Origin of the sequence: Dermacoccus abyssi, from assembly GCF_003515945.1 — a bacterium.
Taxonomy (GTDB): domain Bacteria; phylum Actinomycetota; class Actinomycetes; order Actinomycetales; family Dermatophilaceae; genus Dermacoccus; species Dermacoccus abyssi.
Genome location: NZ_QWLM01000017.1, coordinates 25,319 through 49,125 on the forward strand (window position 1 = coordinate 25,319; position 23,807 = coordinate 49,125).

Sequence of the window (23,807 nt, forward strand, 5' to 3'; positions counted from 1 at the left end):
GAGGCTTTCGTGCGCTGAGCCGCTTGTCGGAATCGAACCGACGACCTTCTCATTACGAGTGAGACGCTCTGGCCGACTGAGCTAAAGCGGCACCGCTGGGCTCGGAGAATCTCCGGCAGCGAGGCTAGACATTACACGAGGACGCAGGCGAACGCGAATTGCGGGGGCCCTCCACGCGCTCGCCCACCCGTCGAACGGGTGTCGCGAAAAAAGCGTGAGGACAACCCTCAGCAGGTGGTCTTCTCCGGAAGGTTCTTACCTTCGAGCAAGTAGGAGTCGATGGCCGAGTCGACGCACTCGGAGCCGCGGCCGTAGGCCGTGTGACCGTCACCGTCGTAGCTCACGAGACGCCCGTTCTCGAGCTGCTTCTCGAGGCGTTCGCTCCACTCGTACGGTGTGGCCGGGTCGCGGGTCGTGCCGACGACGACGATCGGTCCGGAGCCCGCCGCCTTGACCGGCTTGGCCTCACCCGTGGCCTTGACCGGCCAGTCCGCGCAGATGGCGCCGGCCCAGGCGAGCTGCGAGCCCCAGGTCGGGGCGTCCTTGGCGAGCGCCTTCGTTTCCTTTTCGTACGTCGCGACGCCGCCCGTCGGGGCCGGGCGGTCGAGGCAGGTGACAGCGTTGATGACCTGCATGATGTTGCCGTTGTAGGTGCCGTCGTCGTTGCGCTCGGCGTACTGCTTGCCCGAGGCGAGCAGGAGCGTCCCGTCACCGTTCATCGCCCCGCGCAACGCATCCGTCAGGCCCGGCCAGCTGGCCTCGTCGTAGAGGCCCGCGGCGATGCCGTTGACGGCCCACCCCTCGGTGAGTCGATCGATGCGCGAGTCACCCTCGGCGCGAACGGTCTTGTCGTCGAGGCCCACGAGGAACTCCTGGAGTTTCTTCTTGCCGGCCGCCGGTTCCGAACCGAGCGGGCAGTCGGATTCCTTCGTGCAGGAGGCGAGGTAGGCGTCCAGTGCCGTTTCGAATCCCTTGGCCTGTCCGGCGTTGAGCTCGGCCATCGTGAGGTCGGGCGGCAGCACGCCGTCGAGCACCATGCGCCCGACCTTCTTCGGGAACTGCTCGGCGTAGGAGGCTCCGAGGAACGTTCCGTACGACTTTCCGAGGTAGTCGAGCTTGTCCTCGCCGAGGGCCGCGCGCAGAACGTCCATGTCCTTGGCCGCCTCCTCGGTGGAGACGTGGCCGAGCAGCGGGCCGGCGTTCTTCTTGCAGGCGTCGGCGAAGGACTTGTCGGCGGCGAGCAGTTCCTTCTGCTCTGCCGCGTTGTCGGGTGACGGATCGGCACCGAGAAGATCGTCGAGCTCGGCGTCGCCGACGCACGTGATGGCCGCCGAACGCTGAACGCCCCGCGGGTCGAAGCCCACGACGTCGAAGCTCTCGCGCACGCCCGCACTGACGATGCTGTCGGCGGCCGCGGCATAGTCGACACCCGAGGCGCCGGGTCCACCCGGGTTGACGACGAGCGACCCCTTCTTCGTGCCGGTGGCTTTCTGGCGGTTGACCGCGATCTCGATCGTGGCACCGTTCGGCTTGGCGTAGTCGATGGGCACGCGCAGTTTCGCGCACTCACCCTCGTCGCACTTCTCCCACTCGAGCTTCTGGGAGTAGAACGACTGCAGACCCGACGGAGCGGGCCCAGCCTTCGACGCCGACGTGGTGGCACTGCCCGCCCCGGTTGCCTCGGAGTGCGACGACGACGAGCTGCAGCCGGCCACCAGCGTCAGTGCAGCAGCCGCCGCGAGGGCCGTGCGCAGTGAGCGGGGGGTGGCGCGTCGGGTCATGGGGTCTCCTTGGGGCATCACAGGGGAAGTTCGAGCGCGATGCACATGGCTTCGAGCGCGAGAAGGGGTGGCACATTGGCGGCGATGCGTTCGCGTGCGGTGGCGATGGCGTCGAGGGCGAGCAGCAGTTGCTCGGGTGTCAGCGCCCGCGCGAGCTGTTCGACCTCACCGACGATGTCGGCGTTGACGAGGTCGACCGGCTTGCCCCAGCGCACGACCATGGCGTCGCGGTACATCGAGGCGAGGTCGATGAGGGCACGGTCGACGACGTCACGCGCGAATCGCGTGGCCCGCGTCTTCTGCTCCTTCTCGAGCTGATTGATCGCCGAACGCACGTGCGGGGGTTGAGTTCTCGCCGACGTGTCGGCGCCCAACTGCTCGAGCAGCTTCGCTTTCTCCTGGGCGTTGCGCTCCCCCGACGACGCGCCGGATTCGTCCTCGGCGATCGACGCGAGGTCGGCGGCGGCCTTGAGTGCGTCACCGAGCCCGCGGATGGACAGGGCGAGCAGGAGGGTCTCCCGTCGGCGGATCCGAGCGCCTTCGTCACGCGCGAGTCGGCGAGCGATGCCGATGTGCGACTGCGCGGCGCGGGCCGCGTACGTGGCCATGGCCACGTCGACTCCGTCGCGGCGCACGAGAAGTTCGGCCACGGCTTCGACCGGAGGTATGCGCAGGCGCACGTGACGAGACCGGCTGCGGATCGTGACGATGACGTCCTCGACGCTCGGCGCACACAGCAGCCAGACGGTGCGCGGCACAGGCTCCTCGAGGGCCTTGAGCAGGGCGTCGGCGGCGCGTTCGGTGAGGCGGTCGGCGTCCTCGATGACGATGACGCGCCAGCGCCCCACCGACGGCGACGACTGTGCCGCGAGCGCCAGATCGCGGGCCTCGCGGACCTGGATCGTCAGCCCCTTCGTCGAGACGATCTGGACGTCGGCGTGAGAACCGTCGAACGTGGTGCGGCATTCGCGGCACTCACCACACCCGCCATGTGGGCACTCGAGCGCGGCGGCGAACGCGCGGGCCGCGTTGGAGCGCCCCGAGCCGGGCGGGCCGGTGAGGAGCCACGCGTGCGTCATGCGGCGCGGGTCGCGATCGCTTTCGAGAGCGTGCGGACGGCGTCGTCTTGACCGACGAGGTCACGCCACACGCCTTCGCCAATGCCGGGAACGGAGCGCACCTCGGGCGCCTGCACGCTCATCGACGCGCCGCCAAGGTCTGTTCGAGTCGGGTGCGAACCGCAGCTGCGATGTCCTCACGCGGCAGCGAAGCGTCGAGGACGAGGTAACGCTCCCCGTCGCGAGCGGCGAGTGCGAGGAAGTGTTCGCGCACGCGCGCGTGAAAGTCGTCAGCCTCGCGTTCGAGCCGGTCTTCGCCGCCGCGGCCACCACGGCGGGCGCGGCCGTCAGCCGGGTCGACGTCGAGCAGCACCGTGAGGTCGGGTGTGAGGCCCGTGGTCGCCCAGCGTGAGATGGACTCGATGTCGGCGGCGTCGAGCGCGCGGCCCGCGCCCTGGTAGGCGATGGACGAGTCGATGTAGCGATCCTGCAGGACGACGTCGCCGCGTTCCAGCGCCGGGCGCACGAGTGTCTCGACGTGGTGGGCCCGGTCGGCCGCGTAGAGCAGCGCCTCGGCGCGGGGCGCGACGTGGTCGCCGTGGAGGATGAGCTGCCGGATCGCGACTCCGAGTTCGGTGCCGCCCGGCTCGCGCGTCGTGACGACGGCGTGGCCCTGCTCCTCGAGCCAGGCCTGGGCGAGCGCGATCTGCGTCGTCTTGCCGGCGCCGTCGCCGCCTTCGAACGTGACGAAAAGACCTGCGCGTGCGCTGCCACTGACACCCTCGCAGGCCGCGCCGGGCACGGAAGCGAGCAGTTCCTCGTCACGCACGTCGTCAGCCATGCGCACACCCTACCGAGGCGCACGGACAACGCCGGATCGCCGCTCGGTCGCGGCGGCCCGACACGTCAGGACACAACGCGCCTGACGGCCCCGTCGGCACCTCAGCCACCCCGCTACGGGGACGCAAGGTGCCGCCGCGCCCCGCCCGCACCCGACGCCGGCGGAGGTCCGCCCTCACCCCGCGCCCGGGAAATTCACGAACCGCACGTCTCGTCCACACCCCGCTTGGCGCAGTAGGCCGTGATCACCGAGGTGACGTACGGCGCGAGGTCGGGCTCGACGTCGTCGTAGGTCTTCGCGAACCGCGGGTCAGCGCTGAACATCTCACCCATGCCGCGCAGCATCGGCAGCGGGACGTCGTTGAACCACGTCTCGATGTGGTCGCGGTGCGCCTGGACCGCGGCGTCCGCCTGCTCGGAGCCCGGTTCCGCGCCGTCACGCTTGGCCTGCGCGAACCGCTCCACGACGGCGTCGCCCTCGGCCTTGATGCGAACCCACTGTTCCTTCGTGTACGACTTCGCGCGGCGCTGCGACTCCTTGTACGCGTCGGTCTCGCCCCAGCGGGCCTCGGCTTCCGCGTCGTAGCTCTCGTCGTAGCCGGTGCCGAAGATCTCCTTCATCTCGCCTTCGGTGATGGCGTAGTCACTCATCGGTTCCTCCCTCGTCAGTGCGGTGTCGATGGCCCGCACGAGCCCGTTCAGCTCGTCGAGCCTGGCGATGACCGCCTCCCTGCGTCGGCGAAGCTGCTCGGTGAGCGCATCGTCGTCCGCCAACACGGCGCCGATGTCCGCCAGTGGCATCTCGAGACGCCGCAGCAAAACGACGCGGGCGAGACGTTGCACGTCGCCCGGCGAGTACAGCCGGTAGTCGGCCCAACTGCGCTCGCTCGGCGTGACGAGGCCGATCGCGTCGTAGTGGTGCAGGGTGCGCACCGTGATGCCGAAGCGTTCGGCCACTTGGCCCACCGTCAACAGGTCGTCGGTCATGTCACCACCCCACCGCCTCACGCAGCGTGAGGGTCAAACACGGGCGCGGAAAGTCACTGCGCCCAGCCGATCTCGGCGTCCTCAGCCTGCTCGTCGAGGCCGTAGACCGACCCCCGGTAGCTGGGAGGCGTCACGCCGGTCGCGGCATCGCGCCGCAGGAGTGGCTTGGCGATGGCGTGAAGAAAGATCGGTGCGAGCACGAAGAACCACAGCATGATGCCGCCGATCGTTCCGATGACACCGAACATGAGGGCCGCGGACCACGCGCCGTCCCGGAGGCCGAGGCGAACCACCGACACGAGCGTCCAGACGACGGGACTCAGCGCGCACCACAGCTGGCACGCCGTGACACGGTCGCCGAGCGACAACCCGGCCGAACGCCGAAGCGCCACCAGCGCCAGGCCCGTTGCGGCGAGGGCATGCACGCCGAAGATCCAGGCCGCAGCGATGAAGACCGCGCCGGCGCTCCAGCCGTCACCCGACGGGCCGTCGCCGAACGCCCCCGCTTGCCCCGCCAGGAGGACGACGAGGAGCCACAGCACCCCGACGACGCTGCTCGCCGCCACGGTGCCGACACCGATGGCGGCCGCCTTCGTCAGGTCGGCACTCAGCGGCGCCGTGCGAGCAGTCTGCTGCTCGGTCTTCGTTCCCGTTCCCACGGCGACATTGTTCACCGGCGACGAAGGCCGAACGAGTGCGTTTCCACAACGGTTCGGTGACGAACAGCCGCCGCGGCTCGTTCAGACACGCACGTCGGAGGGGACGCCACCGTCCGCCCCGAGCGCAGCCGAGCCATCCGAACGCCTCGCCGGAAGACGATGCCAATCGGAGCCATTCGACCGGACGCTCAGGGGCCTGCTGTCGCCCCGGTTGTCTGGGGAGATGACGGGTCGGTACCGGGCTCCTCCTGCGTGACGGGGTGACGACGCAGCAATCCCCGGACCACCAACGCGACGACGAGCGGTGCGAGGGTGACGCACCACATCGCCACCCCAGCAGCACTCATTCCGATCCCGAGACCGATCGCCGTGAGGCCTCCTCCGTCTGACGATCCGGTCGCGAGCCACCCGGTGAACACGAGCGCGCAGATGACCGGGCTCGCCGCCGTCCAGAGCACCATCGACAACACGCGTCCGCCCGCGCTCGCACCGCGGGTGGAGCGGAGCGACACGAATCCGAGAACCCACGCCACCAGTGCGCAAGGCACGGCGACCCACAGCGCCGAGCGGGCGAGTTCGCCCCCCGGAAAAGCGCCCGTCAGCCTGAGTGCCGAGGCCGAAGTCCGTGCCGAGGGTGAAGCCCACGACCGTCACGGCCACGACGCCCCACCCGACCGCAGCGGCGGCAGCCGCTCCGGCGAGCAGAAGATCGGCCCTGCGCGTGGCGCCCGCCGTCTCGGTTCGTTCCCCGGTGTCCATGCGCCTCGTTCTGTCACATCCGCCTGTGCGGTGCCCGAATGTGCCACGGTGAACGCATGGCACACGTCCTGCTCCTGCACTCCGCACTCGGCTTGCGCTCGGCCGTCCACGAGTTCGCTGCCGACCTGCGCGACCTCGGGCACACCGTCGAGACCCCCGATTACTACGACGGCCACGTCTTCGACTCCGAACGCGACGGCATTGCCTACCGCGACGAGGTCGGTGTTCCCACGCTGATGAAGCGGGCAAAGGGCTACCTCGACGGGCTGCCTGAGGACGCCGTTCTCGGCGGCTTCTCCCTCGGAGCGTTCTTCGCACAGGCTTTCGCTGCCAAACGGCCCGACGCCCGCGCCGCTCTCCTCCTGCACAGCGTGGCTCCGCCCCAGGGTGAGTGGAACGGTGTGCCCGTGCAGGTGCACCGCTACGCCGAGGACCACTGGATCGACGAACCCGACGTTGCGGCGCTGCGTGACGCGGTGGAGGCCTCGGGGGCGTCCTTCGAAGACATCGTCGTGCCCGGCCGCGGTCACTTGTTCACCGACGCCGGCACCCCGGACGGCGACGCTGACGCCACCCGTACCTCGCTCGAACGCATCGCCGCGCTGCTCAACGGCTGAACCTTCCGTCAGAGCGAACGAAGAGGTCGCCTCCCCGAGCGGGGAGGCGACCTCTTCGTCGTGACGTTCGGTTCAGGCCTTCTTGGCCGTCTTCGACGTGCTCTTGGCGGCCGTCTTCTTCGTGGCCGTCTTCGCCGTCGTCTTCTTGGCGGTCTTCTTGGTCGACTTCTTCGCTGCCTTCTTGCGCGTCGTCGGCCCCTTCGCCCGCTTCTCGGCGAGCAGTTCGAAAGCCCGCTCGGCCGTCAGGGTCTCGACGTCGTCGTCCTTGCGCAGCGTCGCGTTGGTCTCGCCGTCGGTGACGTACTCACCGAAGCGACCGTCCTTGACGACGACCGGCTTGCCCGACGCAGGGTCGGCGCCGAACTCCTTGAGCGGCGGCTTCGCGGCCGCACGCCCACGCTGCTTCGGCTGGGCGTAGATCGCCTCGGCCTCCTCGAGCGTGATGGAGAACAGCTGCGACTCCGTCTCGAGCGAACGGCTGTCGGTGCCCTTCTTGAGGTACGGGCCGTACCGGCCGTTCTGCGCGGTGATCTCGACCTTCTCGGTCTTCTCCGTGCCGTCCTCGGCCGTCTTCTTCTCCTCGACGACGCCGACGACGCGCGGCAGCGAGAGAAGCTTGAGCGCGGTCTCGAGGTCGATCGTCGCGAGATCCATGTCCTTGAACAGCGACGCCGTGCGCGGCTTCGGCTTGGCAGCCTTCTTCTTCGGCTTCTCGTCGGCGGCGGGGGCCTCGTCGGCCAGCACCTCCGTGACGTACGGGCCGTAACGACCGGCCTTCGCGACGATGTCGCGGCCCGTCTCCGGGTCCTGTCCGAGCACGCGACCGTCATCGTCGGCCGCTTCGAGCAGTTCGCGGATCTTCGCCGGCGTCATCTCGTCCGGCGCGATCTCGTCGGTGATCGACGCGCGGCGCGGCGTCGCCGACGCAGCGGCCTGCGCGTCCGCACCGTCCTTGACCTCGCCCGTGGCCGGGTCGACGCCCTCGGGCACGTCCTGCTCGACGTACGGCCCATAACGGCCGACGCGCACGACGTAGCCCTCACCGATCGGAATGGTCGAGATGCCACGGGCGTCGATCTCGCCGAGGTCATCGACGAGCTGACGCAGGCCCTCGGCCGATGCGCCTTCGTCACCGAAGTAAAAGCGCGACAGCCAGCGGGCGCGCTCCTCGTCACCGGCGGCGATGCGGTCGAGGCCCTCCTCCATCGAGGCGGTGAAGTCGTAGTCGACGAGGCTCGGGAAGTGCGTCTCGAGCAGGTTCGTGACGGCGAACGCGAGCCACGTCGGGATGAGCGCACTGCCGCGCGTTCGCACGTAACCGCGGTCCTGGATCGTGCCGACGGTGGCGGCGTACGTCGAGGGGCGGCCGATGCCGCGCTCCTCGAGCGCCTTGACGAGCGTGGCCTCGGTGAAACGAGCCGGCGGCGACGTCTCGTGGCCGAGCGCTTCGGCGCGCAGCACGTCGAGGGAAACGCCCTCGGAGAGCTTCGGCAGGCGACGCTCCGAGTCGTCGTTGGAGTAACGGTCGGCGTCGCGACCCTCCTCGTACGCGGCGAGGAAGCCGCGGAAGGTGATGACGGTGCCGCTGGCCGAGTACTCGGCCTGCTTGGCCACGCCGGAGCTCTCGACCGGCACGGTGAGCTTCACCGAAGCCGTCGAGCCCTTGGCGTCAGCCATCTGCGAGGCGACGGTGCGCTTCCAGATGAGTTCGTAGAGCGCGAACTCGGTGCCGCGCAGCTGGCCGGCCACCTGCGCCGGCGTGCGGAAGCGGTCACCCGCGGGACGGATCGCCTCGTGGGCCTCCTGCGCGTTCTTTGCCTTGCCCGCGTAGCGACGCGGCGCGTCCGGCACGTACTCGGCGCCGTACAGGTCGCGTGCCTGCTGGCGCGCAGCGCTGATGGCCGACTCCGACAGCGTCACCGAGTCGGTACGCATATAGGTGATGTAGCCGTTCTCGTAGAGGCGCTGCGCGACACGCATCGTGTCCTTCGAGCCGAGGCGCAGCTTGCGGCTCGCCTCCTGCTGCAGCGTCGAGGTGATGAACGGCGCGCTCGGCTTGCGTGAGTACGGCTTCTCGCTGACGGCGGAAACGCTCGCGTGCGACGAACGCGTCGACTCTGCGATCTTCTCGGCGGCAGCGCCGTCGAGGTGGCGCACGCCCTTGCTCTTGAGCACACCGTCGTCACCGAAGTCGCGGCCGGAGGCCACGCGCTCGCCGTCGACGGAGCTGAGCTTGGCGACGAACGACTGGCCGGCCTTGGCCTCGAACTCGCCCTCGACGTCCCAGTAGGACGCTGCGCGGAACGCCATGCGCTCGCGCTCACGCTCGACGACCATGCGCGTCGCGACCGACTGCACACGACCGGCCGACAGCCCGCGGCGCACCTTGCGCCACAGCACCGGCGAGACCTCGTAGCCGTAGAGGCGGTCGAGGATGCGGCGCGTCTCCTGCGCGTTGACCATCTGCATGTCGAGGTCGCGCGTGTTGTTGGCGGCACGCTGGATGGCTTCCTTGGTGATCTCGTGGAACACCATGCGCTTGACGGGCACCTTCGGCTTCAGCGTCTCGTACAGGTGCCACGCGATGGCCTCGCCCTCGCGGTCCTCATCGGTGGCGAGGTAGAGCTCGTCGGCGTCCTTGAGGGCCCGTTTGAGCTCGGCCACCTTCTTCTTCTTGTCCGCGTCGACGACGTAGTACGCGTCGAAGCCGTTGTCGACGTCGACGGCGAACTTGCCGTACGGCCCCTTCTTCATGTCGGCCGGGAGTTCGCTCGGCGTGGGCAGATCACGAATGTGACCGACGCTGGCGTCGACGACGTACTCGTCCCCCAGGTACGCGGCGATGTTCTTGACCTTGTTCGGCGACTCGACGATGACGAGTTTGCGGCCTGACGACACGTGTTGCTCCTTTGCTGTCGATCGCGCGGGCGCCGGATTCGTCGGCGCCGCCCCAGTGCGATCGCTATGACCGTACCCGACGCCTCCGAGTGCCCGAACAGGCCGATCGCCCGGACGACACGCCGTTCCCTGCCTGAGGGTGGAACAGTTGAACGCTCAACGGTGTTGCACCGTCATGACATCGCCCGTGGCCACGCCGCCCTCGTCCGACTCACGACCGCCCGTTCTCTACCTGAGCCACGGTGCTCCCCCGCTCGCCGACGACGCGACGTGGACTCGCGAACTGGCTTCGTGGTCAGGCGCGTTCACCAAGCCGAAGCAGATCCTCATGGTGTCGGCGCACTGGGAGAACGCCCCCGTCACAGTCTCCTCGACGACCGGTGCACCCCTCGTCTACGACTTCTGGGGCTTTCCGCAGAAGTACTACGAGGTCACCTACGACGCGCCTGCGGCGCCGGAGCTCGCCGAATCCGTGGCGCGCCTCCTCGGCACGCCCGACACCCCGATCTACCAGGACACCTCGCGCGGCCTCGACCACGGCGCCTACGTGCCGCTCGTCGAGATGTTCCCCGACGCCGACGTTCCCGTCCTGCAGATGTCGATGCCCACGCTCGACCCGCGTGAGCTCTTCGAGCTCGGGCGCAAGCTCGCGCCGTTGCGTGACGAGGGCACCCTGGTCGTCGGTTCGGGGTTCACGACGCACAACCTGTCGTGGTTCAACCCCGTGGCGGATTCGCCCGCCCCCTCGCCGTCCGTCGAGTTCGACCACTGGGCTGCGGAGACGATGGCGAGCGGCGACCTCGACGCGTTGTTCGACTTCATCCACAAGGCCCCGGCTGCTCACGAGGCGCACCCGCGCACCGAGCACTGGGCACCGCTCTACGTCGCCCTCGGCGCGGCGAACCCCGACGGAGCCGCGAGCGCCACATCACGCACGAGCATCGACGGCTTCTGGCACGGGCTGAGCAAGCGGAGCTGGCAGCTCGACTGAGGTGCGGCGGGTGGGCGACCAACCTCGAACTTCCGCAAGAACATTGGGTGGCAAACCACGCCAGGGGCACCCGAGAGGACGTACTGTTCTTCTCAGATGTCCAGGGGATTCAGAACTTTTTCCGAGGTGCAGGGTGAACGCCTGGAAAAACATGGAACCGAACGCCTCTGGGCTCCGTCACAAGAGCAGTTGACACCGCCCACAAGGAGGAATCCCATGTCACTCATTCGCAAGGCACTGCCGCTCACCTTCGCTGCTGCAGTCGGCCTTTCCGGCTGCACGATGAACGTCGGTTCCGAGGGCGAGTCGAGCTCCGGCTCGTCCACTCAGTCCCAGTCGTCGAGCGAGTCGCCCAGCTCGTCGGAAGAGTCGTCGGAGAGCCCCAGCTCCACCGAGAGCCCGAGCTCCGAGGAGTCGTCGGAAGAGTCGTCCGAGAGCCCCAGCTCCTCTGACAGCCCGAGCTCTGAAGGCTCCTCGTCGTCGAAGCGTCTCTCGTCGAGCGAGCTCGGCAACTACGCCTCGACGAACGCCGTCCGCGCCTGCGCCATCAAGGACATCGCCTACAACGGCACGGCCCGCTTCTGCGGCTCCGACCACGAGGACATCACGGCCGATTACAAGGGTCAGCAGCTGTGGGTCACGTTGGCCACGAAGTACGAGAAGGGCGCCACGTACAGCTACACCGTCTCGAACGGTCAGCAGTCGCAGACGAAGTCGCTCCCGTCGAGCAACCTCAACAACGGGGACAGCGCCACGGTCGCCGTCTACGTCCCGATGCGCGTCTCGGGTGACTACAAGGTGACCTACAAGAAGAACGGCGCCCAGATCGCCGAGAAGTCGGTCAAGGTCTCGGTCGACTGATCACCTCAAGCACGGCCGACGGCCCCGCTCCTCACATCGAGGGGCGGGGCCGTCGCTCGTCCTGCGGGCTCTCGGCGCGGCCGGTCAGCCTTCCACGCGTTCGAGCATCCCGTTGGCGATGAGCCGGCGCAGCAACGGCAGCGTCCCGGCGATGACCTCGTCGTCCGGCACACCGACGAGTGAGGCGATGGCGACGAGCGCGGTGCGGGCGCTCATCGAGCCGTCACAGACCGACAGGAACGCCGCGAGCACGGTGTCGGCCTGGATCGAGAGGCCCAGCCCACCGCCCTGACGGATCATGATGACGCTCGGGTCGTCCGCGCCCGGCTTCGTGTGGCGCTCCTCGGTGACGTCGGGTGCGGCCTGCCACGTGCCGTCGAGGAGGTCGTCGTCGCTCGTCTGGGCGAGCCAGGAGCGGGCTCGCAGCCCGGCGTCGATCGTCGGGCCCATGGCCGATGCCACCGGGCCGCGCTCGTCCATGAGGTCGACGAAGGGATCGCGCTCGGACTCGGGCCGCTGCAGCGTCACGATGCCGAATCCGATGCTCTCGACACCCCGCGCGGCGAAGTCGTCGAGCCACGCCGCGTACATGGCACCGTACTCAGGTGAGTTGACGCCGGCGCCGCCGTCACGGGCCCACAGTTCGGCGTACTCGAACGGATCCTGAACCTCGCGCTGGACGACCCACGCGTCGAGTCCGGTGCCCTCGAGCCATTCGGTCCAGACCTGCTCGAACCCGTGGCCTTCGCGCATCTCCCAGTTACCGAGGAATTGTGCGATACCGCCGGGCTCGAGGTGATCACCCACGGAACGCACGAGGTCGCGGATGACGGCGTCACCGACAGCGCCACCGTCGCGGTACTCGTAGCCGGGCATGCCCTCGGCGCGTGGCGTGATGACGAAGGGCGGGTTGCTCACGACGAGGTCGAAGCGGCGGCCCGCGACGGGCTCGAGCATCGAGCCGGCGAGCACTTCGAGCGGCAGGCGGTTGAGGGCGGCGTTGAAACGAACGAAGTCGAGGGCGCGCGTCGCGAGGTCGGTGGCGACGATGTGCTGCACGTGCCCCGCGAGGTGAACGGCCTGGACGCCGCAGCCAGTGCCGAGGTCGAGAGCAGCGGCCACCTCTCGGCGCGGGGTCCAACGTGCGAGCGTCGTGGACGCACCGCCGATGCCGAGCACGTGATCGGTGGCGAGGACGCTGCCCGTCGCGAGCTCCGACAGGTCGGAGGCGAGCCACCACGAGGAGTTCTCGTCGCCGTAGGGGCGCAGGTCGACGGCGGAGCGCAGCCCGGAGTCTGCCGGAACCGCGAGACCGAGACGTTCGAGTCCCTTGGCCCGTAGCGACGGGAAGGCCGCGTCGAGAGCGTCGAGGGTGTGAGTCTCGCCGAGGGTGAAGAAGCGGACCATCGTGGCCACCGGGTCGTCGCTGCCTGCGAGGGCACGACGCACGGGAAGAGGCTGCTCCCGGTGCAACGCGGCGGACGCGCCCGGGCCGAGAAGCTCTGCGACGTGCTCGACGGTGTAATCGGCGACGACGAGGTCGTCTCTCAGCGCTTCGACGAGGTCGGTGGCTTCTGCGTCGGGGACGGGCATCCGGGAAGACATGCCCCCAGTATGGCGTTGCCGTCTCCGGTCGAGCGCGGCGCGGCTCAGGCCGAGATGGCGGCGACCGACGAATCGACGTCCGGGTCGATGGCGAAGATGTTGTCGAGGCCGGTGATCTTGAAGTTGCGCAGCACGTGGGGGTTGGTGATGACGACGCGCATCTGTCCCTCGAGCAGGCGGACGGCTTTCAGACGTCCCACGAGGACGCCGAGGCCGGTGGAGTCGAGGAAGCCCACGTCACGCAGGTCGGCCACGATGTTGTGGTGTCCGGCCGCGAGTACCTTCGAGATCGCGTCACGCACCGTGGGTGCCGTGTACACGTCGACCTCACCGTCGAAGGCAACGACGACCACGTCACCTTCGCGATGCATGTTCACCTTGAGGTCCACGTGCGCGACCCTCCTGTTCGGTCGTGGTCTGGCAGGGGTGCGTCGAGCGTTAGTTTGTCATCTGGCCACCGAAAGTCAACGCCCGGCACCGCTTCTGGGCCCTGGGGAGGGACGCTCGCGATGACGTACGACGCCCGGCGCTCCCCGGATCAAATGCTCGACATCCTCGCCGGGCAGGGCACCGGGAAGTTGCGTCACGTACGTCGACGGCCCGCTCGCGAGGCCGTGACGGCGCCGTGGCCGGACTCTGTTCCGGCTCTCGTGCGGTCGACTTTCGAGGGCACCGGAATCCACGAACTCTGGTCGCACCAGAGTGAGGCCATCGCTCGGGTGATGGCCGGTGAGCACGTCGTCGTCGCGACGGGCACTGCGTCGGGAAAGTCCCTCGCCTACCAGGTGCCGATGCTGTCCGCCGCCACCGGTGCGCTCGACCCGGTGTCCGCCTCGATGTTCGCCTCGCTGCGCGGCGCGACGAGTCTCTACCTGTCGCCGACGAAGGCGCTGGCGGCCGATCAGCGCACCCGCCTCGAAGCCTTGGCCGTGCCGGGCGCGCGCCTGGCCACCCTCGACGGTGACACGCCTCCCGACGAACGACGTTGGATCCGCGACCACGCGAACGTCATCCTCACCAACCCTGACCTGCTCCATCACTCGATGCTGCCCGCGCACGAACGGTGGTCGATGTTCTGGCGCTCGTTGCGGCTCGTCGTCATCGACGAATGCCACATCTACCGAGGTGTATTCGGGGCGCACACGGCCGGCGTGCTGCGACGGCTGCGGCGTATCGCGGCCCGCTACGGGGCCGAGCCGACGTTCGTGCTCGCCTCGGCGACAGCAGCCGACCCTGCCAGGCACGCTCGCGCGCTCACGGGGCTCGACATCACCGCCGTCACGGACGACGGCTCGCCGCGCCCGGCGCTGACGTTCGGCCTGTGGGAGCCCGGGCCGCCGCCGGGCGCGAGGGCCGAGCACGAGGTTTCGGCAGCGCTCGACGGAGCTCGCGGCTCGGATGACCCCGCCGATTCCTCAGCCGACGTCACGGACGATCTCGGCCGCCGCAGCGCCGTGGCAGAGACCGGTGACCTCTTCGGCGCGCTCGTCGGTTCCGGGGTACAGACGCTCGCCTTCGCGCGCTCGCGGGTCGGCGTCGAGGTGGTGGCCGACATGGCCCGTCAGCGGCTGTGGAACGAGGGGCTCGACGAATCCGTCGTGGCTGCGTACCGCGGCGGATACCTGCCCGAGGAGCGCCGCGCCCTCGAGCGCGGACTGCGCACGGGAACGTTGCGGGGCATCGCCGCGACGAGCGCGCTCGAACTCGGCATCGACGTCAGCGGGCTCGACGCCGTGCTCCTCGCCGGCTGGCCGGGCACCGTGGCGTCGTTGCACCAGCAGGCGGGCCGGGCCGGACGGTCGGGGCGCGACGCCCTGGCCCTGTTCGTGGCCGCCGACGACCCGCTCGACACCTACCTCGTCCACCACCCCGACGTGTTTTTCGGCCGACCGGTGGAGGCCACCGTGATGGACCCGACGAACCCGTACGTCCTCGCTCCGCAACTCGCGTGCGCGGCCGCCGAGTTGCCTCTCACCGAGGACGACGAGGCCCTCTTCGGGCCGGGTATGTGGCCGCTCGTCGACTCGCTCGTGGAGCGCGCCGTCCTGCGGCGGCGCCCGACCGGTTGGTACTGGGCCCGCGACGACCGCCCCGGCGACCACGTGTCGCTGCGCGGCGAGGGTGGCGACGACGTGCGCATCGTCGAATCGCGCACCGGCCGAGTGCTCGGAACGGTCGACGGCGAACGGGCGCACTCGAGCGTCTTCAAGGGCGCGGTCTACGTGCACCAGGGCGTCTCGTACGTCTCCACGGAGTTGGACCTCGAGGACGGCAGCGCGCACGTCGTGCGCGGCAACCCCGGTTGGTCGACGGCCGCTCGCTCCGTCAGCGCGTTCGACATCATCGGCTCGAGCGCCAGCCGTGCGTGGGGCGCTGCGACACTGCACTACGGCGACGTCCGGGTGACGACGCGCGTCACGTCCTTCCTGCGGCGTCTGCCGTCGGGTGAGGTGATAGGCGAGCACCCGCTCGATCTGCCGGAGCGCACCCTCGTGACGAAGGGCGTGTGGTGGACCCTGCCCGAGGACGAGCTCGCCGATGCAGGCATCACCCCCGATGTGGCCCCGGGGGCCCTTCACGCCGCCGAGCACTGCTCGATCGGCCTCATCTCGCTCGTGGCGCAGGGTGATCGGTGGGATATCGGCGGCGTCTCGACGGCGCTGCATCCGGACACGGACATGCCGACGGTCGTCGTCTACGACGCCCTGCCCGGAGGGTCGGGCTTCGCCGAGCGCGCCTACGCGCGAGCTACGGAGTGGCTGACGGCGACGAAGGAAGCGATCGAGACGTGCGCGTGCGAGTCGGGCTGCCCGGCGTGCATCCAATCGCCGAAGTGCGGCAACGGCAACAGCCCCCTCGACAAGCACGGTGCGATCGCTCTGCTCGACCTGCTGTTGCGCGACGCCTACGACGACCCGGCCAACTGACGCGTGGCTGGCCCCGTGCTCGACGCAGGATGTGAGCTCTGGTCCGATCTGTGAGCGGCGCGGTCACACACCGGGCCGAAACTCACACCTTGGCGTCGATTCGCTGCGCCCGTCATGGTCCACGCCCCTCGGGGGCGCCGGCGCGGGCGAGACCGCGTGCTTCGCGTCCGAGCGGCGCGGCGCGCGTGACCGCGACCTGCACCGACGTCGAGCGCACGACACACGACGTGACGCGCGCACCGTTGCGCTCGGCCGTCGTGGCGGCCAGGGCGCAGGGCGACGACCCCGGTTGCGCCGACGAGCCGAGCAGCACACTGGCCGCGGCGAGTGCTGCCTGATCGGCCGCGAGGCGGGTGCGCTCGGTGTCGATCGCGGTGCGCGCGTACGTGACGATCACACCGGCGAGCAGGACGAGCACGACGATGACGCCAAGCATCGTCACCGTGACCGAGCCGCTGTCGTTCCGGGCCTTCGGAGATCCCTGACCTCCCCCGACGTGACCGTCTCGCACCCGGCCGAGTCGGCTCAACCAGCGTTCACGAGCCCGCAGTGGACGCGTGCGACCCCGCGCGGACCGCCCGGTCACGGCGAGCCTCCCGAGCTGTTCGCAGCGTCACCCTCGTCCCCGCGTTCTGCGGCAGCCACCGCGCCGGCGGTGATGTCGCCGAGCGCCCACCCGAACCCGCGTGGAGCGGGAACGGAGACGGCCACGCGCACCCATTGCGAGCTCCGCGTGATCGACGTGGCTCCGGAGACACCGCTCTGGCGGATGGCCGCGCGCACGGCATCGTCGCTCTCGGCCCGGGCGGCAACCCTCGCGCCCACGGACGCGGCATGCCACGCCCGATGGTGCAGCAGCAGCAACTGGGCAAGACCGACGACGAAGGCGAGCACGAGCGCAACCGCAGGCAAGGCCACGGCGAATTCGGCTGTTGCCATGCCCGATTCGCCGTCACGTTCGTGCGTTCCGTGCCTGCGGCGCGCTCGTGTCATCGTCACGTCAGCGGGTCGAGAGTGCCGACGAGATGATGCCCTCGAGGGCCGAGCGCACGGTCGCGGACTTCACGACGGCGATGAGCACGGCCGCGAAAGCAACCGCGGCGATGGTGCCCACCGCGTACTCGGCCGTGGACATGCCGGCCTCGGCGCGTTCGGCGGCCGCTTGCCAGCGGCGCAGCAGGGCGTTACGGGTACGACGGGTCACAGCGATCATGGCGATCTCCTCAGGGGTTGAGTTCTTTCGAGTGGTGCGCCGGAGGGCGCGCCGCCGGGGTTCCGGCGGGGTTCGGGGGGTGGCTGATGCCAGGTGTCAGCCGAGGGGTTCGACGAGACCCATGACGAGGGGGACGACGGTGAGCAGGACGAAGGCGGGCAGGAAACACAAACCGAGCGGCAGGACGATGCGGACTCCGGCCTTCGCTCCGGCGACAGCGATGCGCTCGCTCTCGCCGACGCGCAGGTCATCAGCGGCCCGCCGCAGAAGCGTGGACGGCGGAGCTCCCGCCCGAGCAGCGAGCGCGAAGGCTCCTGCGGCCGGACGCCAGGCTGAGGAGGCGCCGGCCCAGGCACCGTCTCCGTCGACGCCCCAGCGCATCGCGGCAGCCACACGGGCCAGCGGCTCGCGGACGCCCGGCCCGGTTGCCGCGGACACGGCTTCGAGGGCTGCGACGGTGGGGGCTCCACCCGCGAGCGCCAGGGCGAGCAGGTCCATCGCGTGGGCGACGACCATCGGCGACTCCTCGACCGTGTCGCGTTGCTTCGCCTCCCGTCGGGATGCACCGAAGGCACGTTCGGTCAGGGGCCGAGCGGGCCAGACGCCAACGGCGAGAACAACCAGTGCGAGGGCGATCACGGCGTCACCGCCGGATGCTTGAGGGCCGAGGCAACCATGCGCTGCGACCAGGTGGCGCCGGCCCACAAGAGGGCCAACCCGGGCCACAGGGTGAGCAGGCCCGATGTGCCGCTGTAGATCTCGAAGACATCCACGCCGAGCATCCACGCGAGCGCCATGCCCAGAACTGGCAGGAGGAGGAGGACACCCATCGTGGCCTTAGCGCCCGCGGTCGCTGCCTCCAGGGCTCGATCGTGGCGACGGCGTGCCCGTAGGTCCGCTGCCGCACTCGTCACGGCGTCGGCCAGCGGACACCCGTGTCGATCGGACATCTCCCACGCCGCCGCAATGTCGGCGCACGCCGGCAGCCTCCACATGACGCCCAGTTCGCGCCAGGTGTCCGCGAGATCTCCACCGGAGCAGGCCGCGTGACGCAACCGCTGCCACCCCTGGCTCGAGTGGGTGCCCCCGTCTGCGTAGGGGGCGACAACGAGCTCGACAGCATTCGACGTAGGAGCACCGGCTCGCAGAACGGCACCGAGCGCATCGAGAACGGCGAGACATTCGGCCTGGGGATCACTACGAGCGAGCAGACCGAAGCGCGACCCGGTTCGCGGGGTGGGCGTCAGCGCGAGCCATCTCGGGGCGGGCCACAGCCCAACGGCGACTGCGAGCGCGAGCGCGCACCACCACAGGGCGGTGTCGGACGGCCACGTCATGACGCCGCTCCGTCCATGAGCGCGCCGAGTTCGTCCCACGCCTCACCACGGCGCCCACCTCTCCAGGCGCTGCGCACCGTGAGGCCGCGGTGATCGCCGTCGAGGACCCCGATGCTCCCCACCCGACGTAGCCCGCCGGATCGCTCGAGGTGCACCACGACACGGAGCGCGGAGCGCAACTGCGTACGCACGGCCTCGGGGCTCAACCCGGCCAGCGCGCCGAGCGCTTCGAACCGGGCGGGGACGTCGCGTGGCGCGTTGGCGTGCACGGTGCCGCATCCACCCTGGTGGCCGGTGTTGAGCGCAGACATGAGTTCGCGCACCTCCGCGCCACGTACCTCGCCGACGACGATGCGATCCGGGCGCATGCGCAACGATTGGCGCACGAGCGTGGTGAGGCTGACCTCTCCCACGCCTTCGACGTTCGGACGACGTGCTTCGAGCCGCACCACGTGAGGGTGAGCAACAGACAGTTCACGGACGTCCTCGACGAGCAGAATGCGCTCCGAGATCGGCACACGGGCCAACATTGCGCCGAGCAGTGTCGTCTTGCCGGTTCCCGTGCCTCCGCTCACGACGAAGGCCGTTCGGCTCGTCACAAGTCGCGTGAGCAGGCTCTCGACCTCGGGGGAAACGCTCCCGAGCCGCACGAGGTCCTCGAGCAGCGGTCGTTCACTCGCCGGCACACGCAGGCTGAGGTGGGCAGCGCCTTCGACGAGCGGTGGCAGCAGCGCGTGCAACCGAGCACCGCCGGGCAGTACGGCGTCGACGAACGGGCTCGCGTCGTCGAGCCGCCGCCCGGCCACCGCGGCGAGCCGTACCGCGAGACGCCTCACCGCCTCCGCGTCCCCGAGGTCGACCCCGACTTCCTCGAGACCTTCTCCGCGGTCGATCCACACCCCGTCACAACCGTTGACGAGGACGTCGGTGACTCCCTCGAGCTCGATGACACCCTGGAGCGGTCCGGCCCCGAGCACGTCAGCTCCGAGGCGCTCACCCAGCACGGAGGTCTGCGCTCGTGAGTACACGGGAGCGTCCGCATCGACGATCGCCTCGAGCGCCGCAGCACTCGGTGCCCGTCCGGCGTAGATCTCCTTCCACATGCCTTCTGCTACGCCCATGCCATGCTCCGACCTCGCGAGCGGACATAGATGACGACATCCTGAACGAGGCGAGTCATCGTTCGCTCGTCCTCGCCCGGCCAGCGACCGGCGAGCACGTCGTCGGCTGCTCGGTGCCCCAGACGCCACCGGGTGGGCCCGGACGTCACGACCTCCAGATCGAGCGACTCGCCGAGTGCCACACGGGCCTGAGCGTCGGCCTCGAGCGTGACGAGCACCGGCATGAGTTCACCGTCCAGCTTGTCGACGTACTGCTGGGCGGCTGCCATGGAGCACACGGTTCCGCGCACGAGGAGGACGATGACGTCGCACTCTGTCGGTTCGGCGGGCTCGTGGGGCGCCAACGTGACGACCGACCACGCCGCTTCGCCCGCGAGCGCCCCGAGTACTGCGCTCCGCACGAGGCGATCGTGAACACGGGGTGCACCTCGTCCGTGCGAGAGCACCCGGACCCCGTCACGTTCCGGCAGTGCGGCGAGGAGCTTCTGTGCGTCGATGTCGGGGCCGGCGCCTCGCAGCGCGTCCCAGCGAGCGCCCGCCTCACGGTCGAGGTCGAGGACGACGTCGAGACCACCTGTGCCCGGTTGGCCGTCGACGAGGACGACCGGGCCTTGGTCCTGCGCCGTTCGATCCGTGCCTCGAGACCGTGCGAGATGCCGTGCCACGGCACAGGCGAAGTACGCGGCGTCGGCGGCTGAATCGGGGCAGACCACCCCGATACGGCGCAGTTCGCCGCGCTCGCTGCCCACCTCGGCGGGGGCTGGTGGGCCGAAGAAGTCGGCGTCGAACTCGTCCATGCACGCCAGCGTCGGCCCACAACCTCGACACCGTCCACGACGCGTCGGACGACCTTGTGGACGGGGCCGCCTGAACTACCGAAACGGCGCTCACCGCGTCGCAGATGTGGACGACGGCCCCCGTGCCGGGGGCCACCGCGGCCGCACGGGAGTAGGTGCAGGACATACGACAGCCCCCACCGGGGGGACGGTGGGGGCTGTCTTTACGTGCATACCCTTGGGGGTGCGGTATGCACGTCAGCGCTCGACCCGGAGGGAGCGCACGCCCCTAATGTGCCATGAGTGGCCACACGTTGCAACCGGCTCGCACATACCCGGCCAATACAATAGCAACGGTTCGATAAATGAGAAACCGACTCGCCGGACGTTTTTTATTTGTTCTTATCGCAGGCGGCCGGTCAAAACGGCGTCCGCAATGGCGCCTCCTTCGGCGGCGCCCCGCTCAAGCGCCCCAGCGCTGAACTGCAGCCACAGGGCCACGCCGTCGCGCGTTCCCGAGGCATAGGCGGCCAGGGCGCCCGCATATCCCGCGCTCGCTTCACGCAGGTAGCCCACCTCGGGCACGGCCACACCCGTCGGGTCGAGCCCACACGACTGGACGAGCGCACGCTCGAAAGCTCTTGCCACCACACCGTTTCCGCGCGCGAACGGACGCATGACGGCAATCTCCGCATGCGCAATGGCCCCGACGACGAGGGCCGGCACCTTCTCGTGGCACGCCACCACCTCGTAGAGCCCGGCCAGACGCCCCGGCAGGTCGAGCGGGTCGCACGCCGGGCCGGCCTCGACGAGTTCCTCGCACGTCTCCCCCGGCGACCGCGGGCGCCCCACCTCGTCGGCGGAGAGCAGTTGCGAACCGGCGGCCACATGCAGACGCGCCAACGCCTGCGCGGGCGACGACAGGATGATCGAACGAACGTGCTCACTCTCGAGCGTCCCCTGAACACTCGCACGAAGCACTCGCTCGAGCGGGTCGGGCTCGGGCGGCCACTCGGTCATCCCCATGACGAGTTCACGCACGACATCGACGGAGACCTCGGCGCCCTCCAGCGCCGCACCGGCCCGGGCGCCACGCACGCGCGACTCGGCGGCGGCCTGCGCCGTCCGTCGGCGCAACGCGTTGTGCCAGCGCAGCTGGGTACACGCCTCGCGGGCTCGCGTGAGGCCCGCCTCGACCTCGGGGATCGTCGCGAGCGATTGCAGAGCTTCGAGGGTGCCGGGCATGGGCATCAGCGTACTTGGACGCCGCCGGGAACTACCGGCGAGTATCCACCCCTGACTTCCCAACCCCACGCGACGATGGGGTAGAAAAGCAGCCAAGTGTTGTGACCTACGCCTCGTTTCGGCGTGGTCGAAGCCGACGGAAGGAAGACAAGACATGTCCGAGACCGCCGAAGAGTACGGCCCCTTCCCGCCGAGCCCGGAGTTCAGCCAGCAGGCCGTCGGGCAGAAGTCGCTCTACGAAGAGGCCGACGCCGACCGCGAGGCGTTCTGGGCCAAGCAGGCGCGCGAGCGCCTCACCTGGGCCAAGGACTTCGACAAGGTGCTCGACTGGAGCGAGGCCCCCGTCGCCAAGTGGTTCGTGGGCGGCGAGCTCAACGTGGCCTACAACTGCGCCGACCGTCACGTCGAGGCCGGCAACGGTGACCGCGTCGCATTGCACTTCGTCGGTGAGCCCGGCGACGAGCGCGACATCACGTACGCCGAACTCACCGAACTCGTGCAGAAGGCTGCCGGCGCGCTCAAGGCCGCGGGTGTCGAGAAGGGCGACCGCGTCGCCCTCTACCTGCCGATGATCCCCGAGGCCATCATCTCGATGCTGGCCTGCGCCCGTCTCGGCGCCGTGCACTCCGTCGTCTTCGGCGGCTTCTCCTCCGACGCCCTGCGCACGCGCATCGCCGACGGGGAGGCCAAGGTCGTCATCACGGCCGACGGTGGCTACCGCCGCGGCAAGCCGAGCGCTCTCAAGCCCGCCGTCGACGAGGCCATCAGCGGCGAGACGACGGTGCAGAAGGTCCTCGTCGTCAAGCGCACCGGCGAAGAGACGGAGATGACCGACAAGGACGTCTGGTGGGACGACGCCCTCGAGGCCGCCGAGCCCGCGGTCGACTTCGACACCTTCGATTCAGAACACCCGCTCTTCATCCTCTACACCTCCGGCACCACGGGTAAGCCGAAGGGCATCTTCCACACGACCGGTGGCTACCTCACGCAGGCGGCGTACACGAACGCCGTCGTCCACGACGTGCACCCGGGCGAGGACGTCTACTGGTGCACCGCCGACGTGGGCTGGGTCACCGGCCACAGCTACATCGTCTACGGCCCGCTGGCCAACGGCGTCACGCAGGTGCTCTACGAAGGCACGCCGGACAGCCCGCACCAGGGCCGCTGGTGGGAGATCGTGCAGAACAAGAAGGTCTCGATCTTCTACACGGCACCCACGGCCATCCGCACCTGCATGAAGTGGGGCAAGGAGATCCCCGCCGAGTACGACCTGTCGTCGGTCCGTGTGCTCGGCAGCGTCGGTGAGCCGATCAACCCCGAAGCGTGGATGTGGTTCCGCGACAACATCGGCGGGGGTTCGGCGCCGATCGTCGACACGTGGTGGCAGACGGAGACGGGCGCCATCATGATGTCGGCCCTGCCCGGCGTCACGTCGCTCGTGCCCGGTTCGGCCCAGGCGCCGGTGCCCGGCATCACGGCCGACGTCGTCGACGAGGAGGGCAAGTCCGTCGGCAACGGCGAGACCGGCTACCTCGTCATCCGCGACCCGTGGCCGTCGATGCTGCGCGGCATCTGGGGCGACCTGCAGCGCTACAAGGACACCTACTGGTCGCGCTTCGAGGACATGTACTTCGCCGGTGACGGCGCGAAGCGTGACGAGGACGGCAACATCTGGGTGCTCGGTCGTGTCGACGACGTCATGAACGTCTCGGGCCACCGCCTGTCGACGTCGGAGATCGAGTCGGCGCTCGTCTCGCACGACGCCGTCGCGGAGGCCGCAGTCGTCGGCGCCGCCGACGAGACGACCGGTCAGGCCGTGTGCGCCTTCGTCATCCTGCGCGAGGAGGCTCGCGACCAGGCCGCCGACGACGACAAGCGCGAGGAGCTCGTCCAGGCGATGCGCTCGCACGTCGGCAAGCAGATCGGCGCCATCGCGAAGCCGAAGACGATCCTCGTCGTCGACGAGCTGCCGAAGACACGTTCGGGCAAGATCATGCGTCGCCTGCTCAAGGACGTCGCCGAGGGCCGCGAGGCCGGTGACGCGACAACGCTCGCCGACCCGAGCGTCATGGAGAAGATCCAGGCAGGTCTGAAGAAGTAAGCAGCAGAGCGATCCGACGATGCGCGGGTGG

At 69.5% G+C, this 23,807-nt stretch carries 21 protein-coding genes, 1 tRNA gene and 1 pseudogene; 5 read left to right on the top strand and 18 right to left on the bottom strand.

What is annotated here, in order from left to right; all coding sequences use genetic code 11:
• Nucleotides 1–17: 17 nt before the first annotated feature.
• The 7 genes and pseudogenes from D1832_RS12615 to D1832_RS12645 all read right to left on the bottom strand — a co-directional run bounded on the left by D1832_RS12615 (nucleotide 18) and on the right by D1832_RS12645 (nucleotide 5,837).
• A tRNA-Thr gene (locus D1832_RS12615) sits at nucleotides 18–91 on the bottom strand.
• A gap of 136 nt (nucleotides 92–227) precedes the next feature.
• Nucleotides 228–1,781, bottom strand: a complete 1,554-nt coding sequence (locus D1832_RS12620; protein WP_118914487.1) for an alpha/beta hydrolase — start codon at nucleotides 1,779–1,781, stop codon at nucleotides 228–230.
• Nucleotides 1,782–1,798: 17 nt separating this feature from the next.
• Nucleotides 1,799–2,982, bottom strand: a pseudogene (locus D1832_RS12625) (DNA polymerase III subunit delta').
• Nucleotides 2,979–3,680, bottom strand: a complete 702-nt coding sequence (gene tmk, locus D1832_RS12630; protein WP_118914488.1) for a dTMP kinase — start codon at nucleotides 3,678–3,680, stop codon at nucleotides 2,979–2,981. Before tmk ends, D1832_RS12625 begins: the two are co-directional and overlap by 4 nt.
• Before the next feature lie 194 nt (nucleotides 3,681–3,874).
• Complete coding sequence (locus D1832_RS12635) at nucleotides 3,875–4,666, bottom strand: MerR family transcriptional regulator (RefSeq protein WP_118914490.1); 792 nt, start codon at nucleotides 4,664–4,666, stop codon at nucleotides 3,875–3,877.
• 53 nt (nucleotides 4,667–4,719) lie between these two features.
• Nucleotides 4,720–5,325 carry a hypothetical protein gene (locus tag D1832_RS12640; protein WP_147362702.1) on the bottom strand — a complete coding sequence of 202 codons (606 nt, stop codon included), beginning with the start codon at nucleotides 5,323–5,325 and terminating at the stop codon, nucleotides 4,720–4,722.
• A gap of 188 nt (nucleotides 5,326–5,513) precedes the next feature.
• Nucleotides 5,514–5,837, bottom strand: coding sequence for a hypothetical protein (locus D1832_RS12645; RefSeq protein ID WP_147362703.1), 324 nt, complete (start codon nucleotides 5,835–5,837; stop codon nucleotides 5,514–5,516).
• A gap of 303 nt (nucleotides 5,838–6,140) precedes the next feature.
• On the opposite strand from D1832_RS12645, the gene D1832_RS12650 reads away from it, so the two are divergent.
• Nucleotides 6,141–6,701 carry a dienelactone hydrolase family protein gene (locus tag D1832_RS12650; protein ID WP_047312481.1) on the top strand — a complete coding sequence of 187 codons (561 nt, stop codon included), beginning with the start codon at nucleotides 6,141–6,143 and terminating at the stop codon, nucleotides 6,699–6,701.
• Between the two features lie 72 nt (nucleotides 6,702–6,773).
• Here the strand turns inward: D1832_RS12650 and topA are convergent, their stop codons facing one another.
• Nucleotides 6,774–9,599 (bottom strand): type I DNA topoisomerase, encoded by a 2,826-nt coding sequence (gene topA, locus D1832_RS12655; protein WP_118914495.1) that lies wholly within the window; start codon nucleotides 9,597–9,599, stop codon nucleotides 6,774–6,776.
• A 175-nt stretch (nucleotides 9,600–9,774) separates the two neighbouring features.
• On the opposite strand from topA, the gene D1832_RS12660 reads away from it, so the two are divergent.
• Nucleotides 9,775–10,590, top strand: coding sequence for a dioxygenase family protein (locus tag D1832_RS12660; RefSeq protein WP_118914497.1), 816 nt, complete (start codon nucleotides 9,775–9,777; stop codon nucleotides 10,588–10,590).
• Between the two features lie 216 nt (nucleotides 10,591–10,806).
• Nucleotides 10,807–11,451: a hypothetical protein gene (locus tag D1832_RS12665; protein ID WP_118914499.1), complete on the top strand. Its 645-nt coding sequence runs from the start codon at nucleotides 10,807–10,809 to the stop codon at nucleotides 11,449–11,451.
• An 84-nt stretch (nucleotides 11,452–11,535) separates the two neighbouring features.
• Here the strand turns inward: D1832_RS12665 and D1832_RS12670 are convergent, their stop codons facing one another.
• Nucleotides 11,536–13,056, bottom strand: coding sequence for a DUF7059 domain-containing protein (locus D1832_RS12670; RefSeq protein ID WP_118914500.1), 1,521 nt, complete (start codon nucleotides 13,054–13,056; stop codon nucleotides 11,536–11,538).
• 44 nt (nucleotides 13,057–13,100) lie between these two features.
• Nucleotides 13,101–13,427, bottom strand: coding sequence for an STAS domain-containing protein (locus D1832_RS12675; RefSeq protein ID WP_118914544.1), 327 nt, complete (start codon nucleotides 13,425–13,427; stop codon nucleotides 13,101–13,103).
• Between the two features lie 138 nt (nucleotides 13,428–13,565).
• On the opposite strand from D1832_RS12675, the gene D1832_RS12680 reads away from it, so the two are divergent.
• Nucleotides 13,566–15,983 (top strand): DEAD/DEAH box helicase, encoded by a 2,418-nt coding sequence (locus D1832_RS12680; protein ID WP_118914502.1) that lies wholly within the window; start codon nucleotides 13,566–13,568, stop codon nucleotides 15,981–15,983.
• Between the two features lie 112 nt (nucleotides 15,984–16,095).
• Here the strand turns inward: D1832_RS12680 and D1832_RS12685 are convergent, their stop codons facing one another.
• From D1832_RS12685 to D1832_RS12720, 8 genes are all read right to left on the bottom strand, one after another.
• Nucleotides 16,096–16,494 carry an Rv3654c family TadE-like protein gene (locus D1832_RS12685; protein WP_147362704.1) on the bottom strand — a complete coding sequence of 133 codons (399 nt, stop codon included), beginning with the start codon at nucleotides 16,492–16,494 and terminating at the stop codon, nucleotides 16,096–16,098.
• Between the two features lie 71 nt (nucleotides 16,495–16,565).
• Nucleotides 16,566–16,922, bottom strand: a complete 357-nt coding sequence (locus D1832_RS12690; RefSeq protein ID WP_147362705.1) for a TadE family type IV pilus minor pilin — start codon at nucleotides 16,920–16,922, stop codon at nucleotides 16,566–16,568.
• Nucleotides 16,923–16,983: 61 nt separating this feature from the next.
• Complete coding sequence (locus tag D1832_RS12695) at nucleotides 16,984–17,196, bottom strand: DUF4244 domain-containing protein (RefSeq protein ID WP_052947104.1); 213 nt, start codon at nucleotides 17,194–17,196, stop codon at nucleotides 16,984–16,986.
• Nucleotides 17,197–17,292: 96 nt separating this feature from the next.
• Entirely contained in the window at nucleotides 17,293–17,712 is a 420-nt protein-coding gene (locus D1832_RS12700) for a type II secretion system F family protein (protein WP_129664893.1), read from the bottom strand.
• 119 nt (nucleotides 17,713–17,831) lie between these two features.
• Nucleotides 17,832–18,533, bottom strand: a complete 702-nt coding sequence (locus D1832_RS12705) for a type II secretion system F family protein (protein WP_118914508.1) — start codon at nucleotides 18,531–18,533, stop codon at nucleotides 17,832–17,834.
• A complete protein-coding gene (locus D1832_RS12710) occupies nucleotides 18,530–19,654 on the bottom strand; it encodes a TadA family conjugal transfer-associated ATPase (RefSeq protein WP_241511006.1) in 1,125 nt (374 codons plus the stop codon). Before D1832_RS12710 ends, D1832_RS12705 begins: the two co-directional genes overlap by 4 nt.
• Complete coding sequence (locus D1832_RS12715; RefSeq protein ID WP_118914511.1) at nucleotides 19,645–20,451, bottom strand: CpaE-like family protein; 807 nt, start codon at nucleotides 20,449–20,451, stop codon at nucleotides 19,645–19,647. Before D1832_RS12715 ends, D1832_RS12710 begins: the two co-directional genes overlap by 10 nt.
• Before the next feature lie 381 nt (nucleotides 20,452–20,832).
• Nucleotides 20,833–21,675, bottom strand: a complete 843-nt coding sequence (locus D1832_RS12720) for a Fic family protein (protein WP_118914518.1) — start codon at nucleotides 21,673–21,675, stop codon at nucleotides 20,833–20,835.
• A 154-nt stretch (nucleotides 21,676–21,829) separates the two neighbouring features.
• Between D1832_RS12720 and acs the strand changes: the two genes are divergently transcribed.
• Nucleotides 21,830–23,776, top strand: coding sequence for an acetate--CoA ligase (gene acs, locus D1832_RS12725; protein ID WP_118914520.1), 1,947 nt, complete (start codon nucleotides 21,830–21,832; stop codon nucleotides 23,774–23,776).
• Nucleotides 23,777–23,807: the final 31 nt, after the last annotated feature.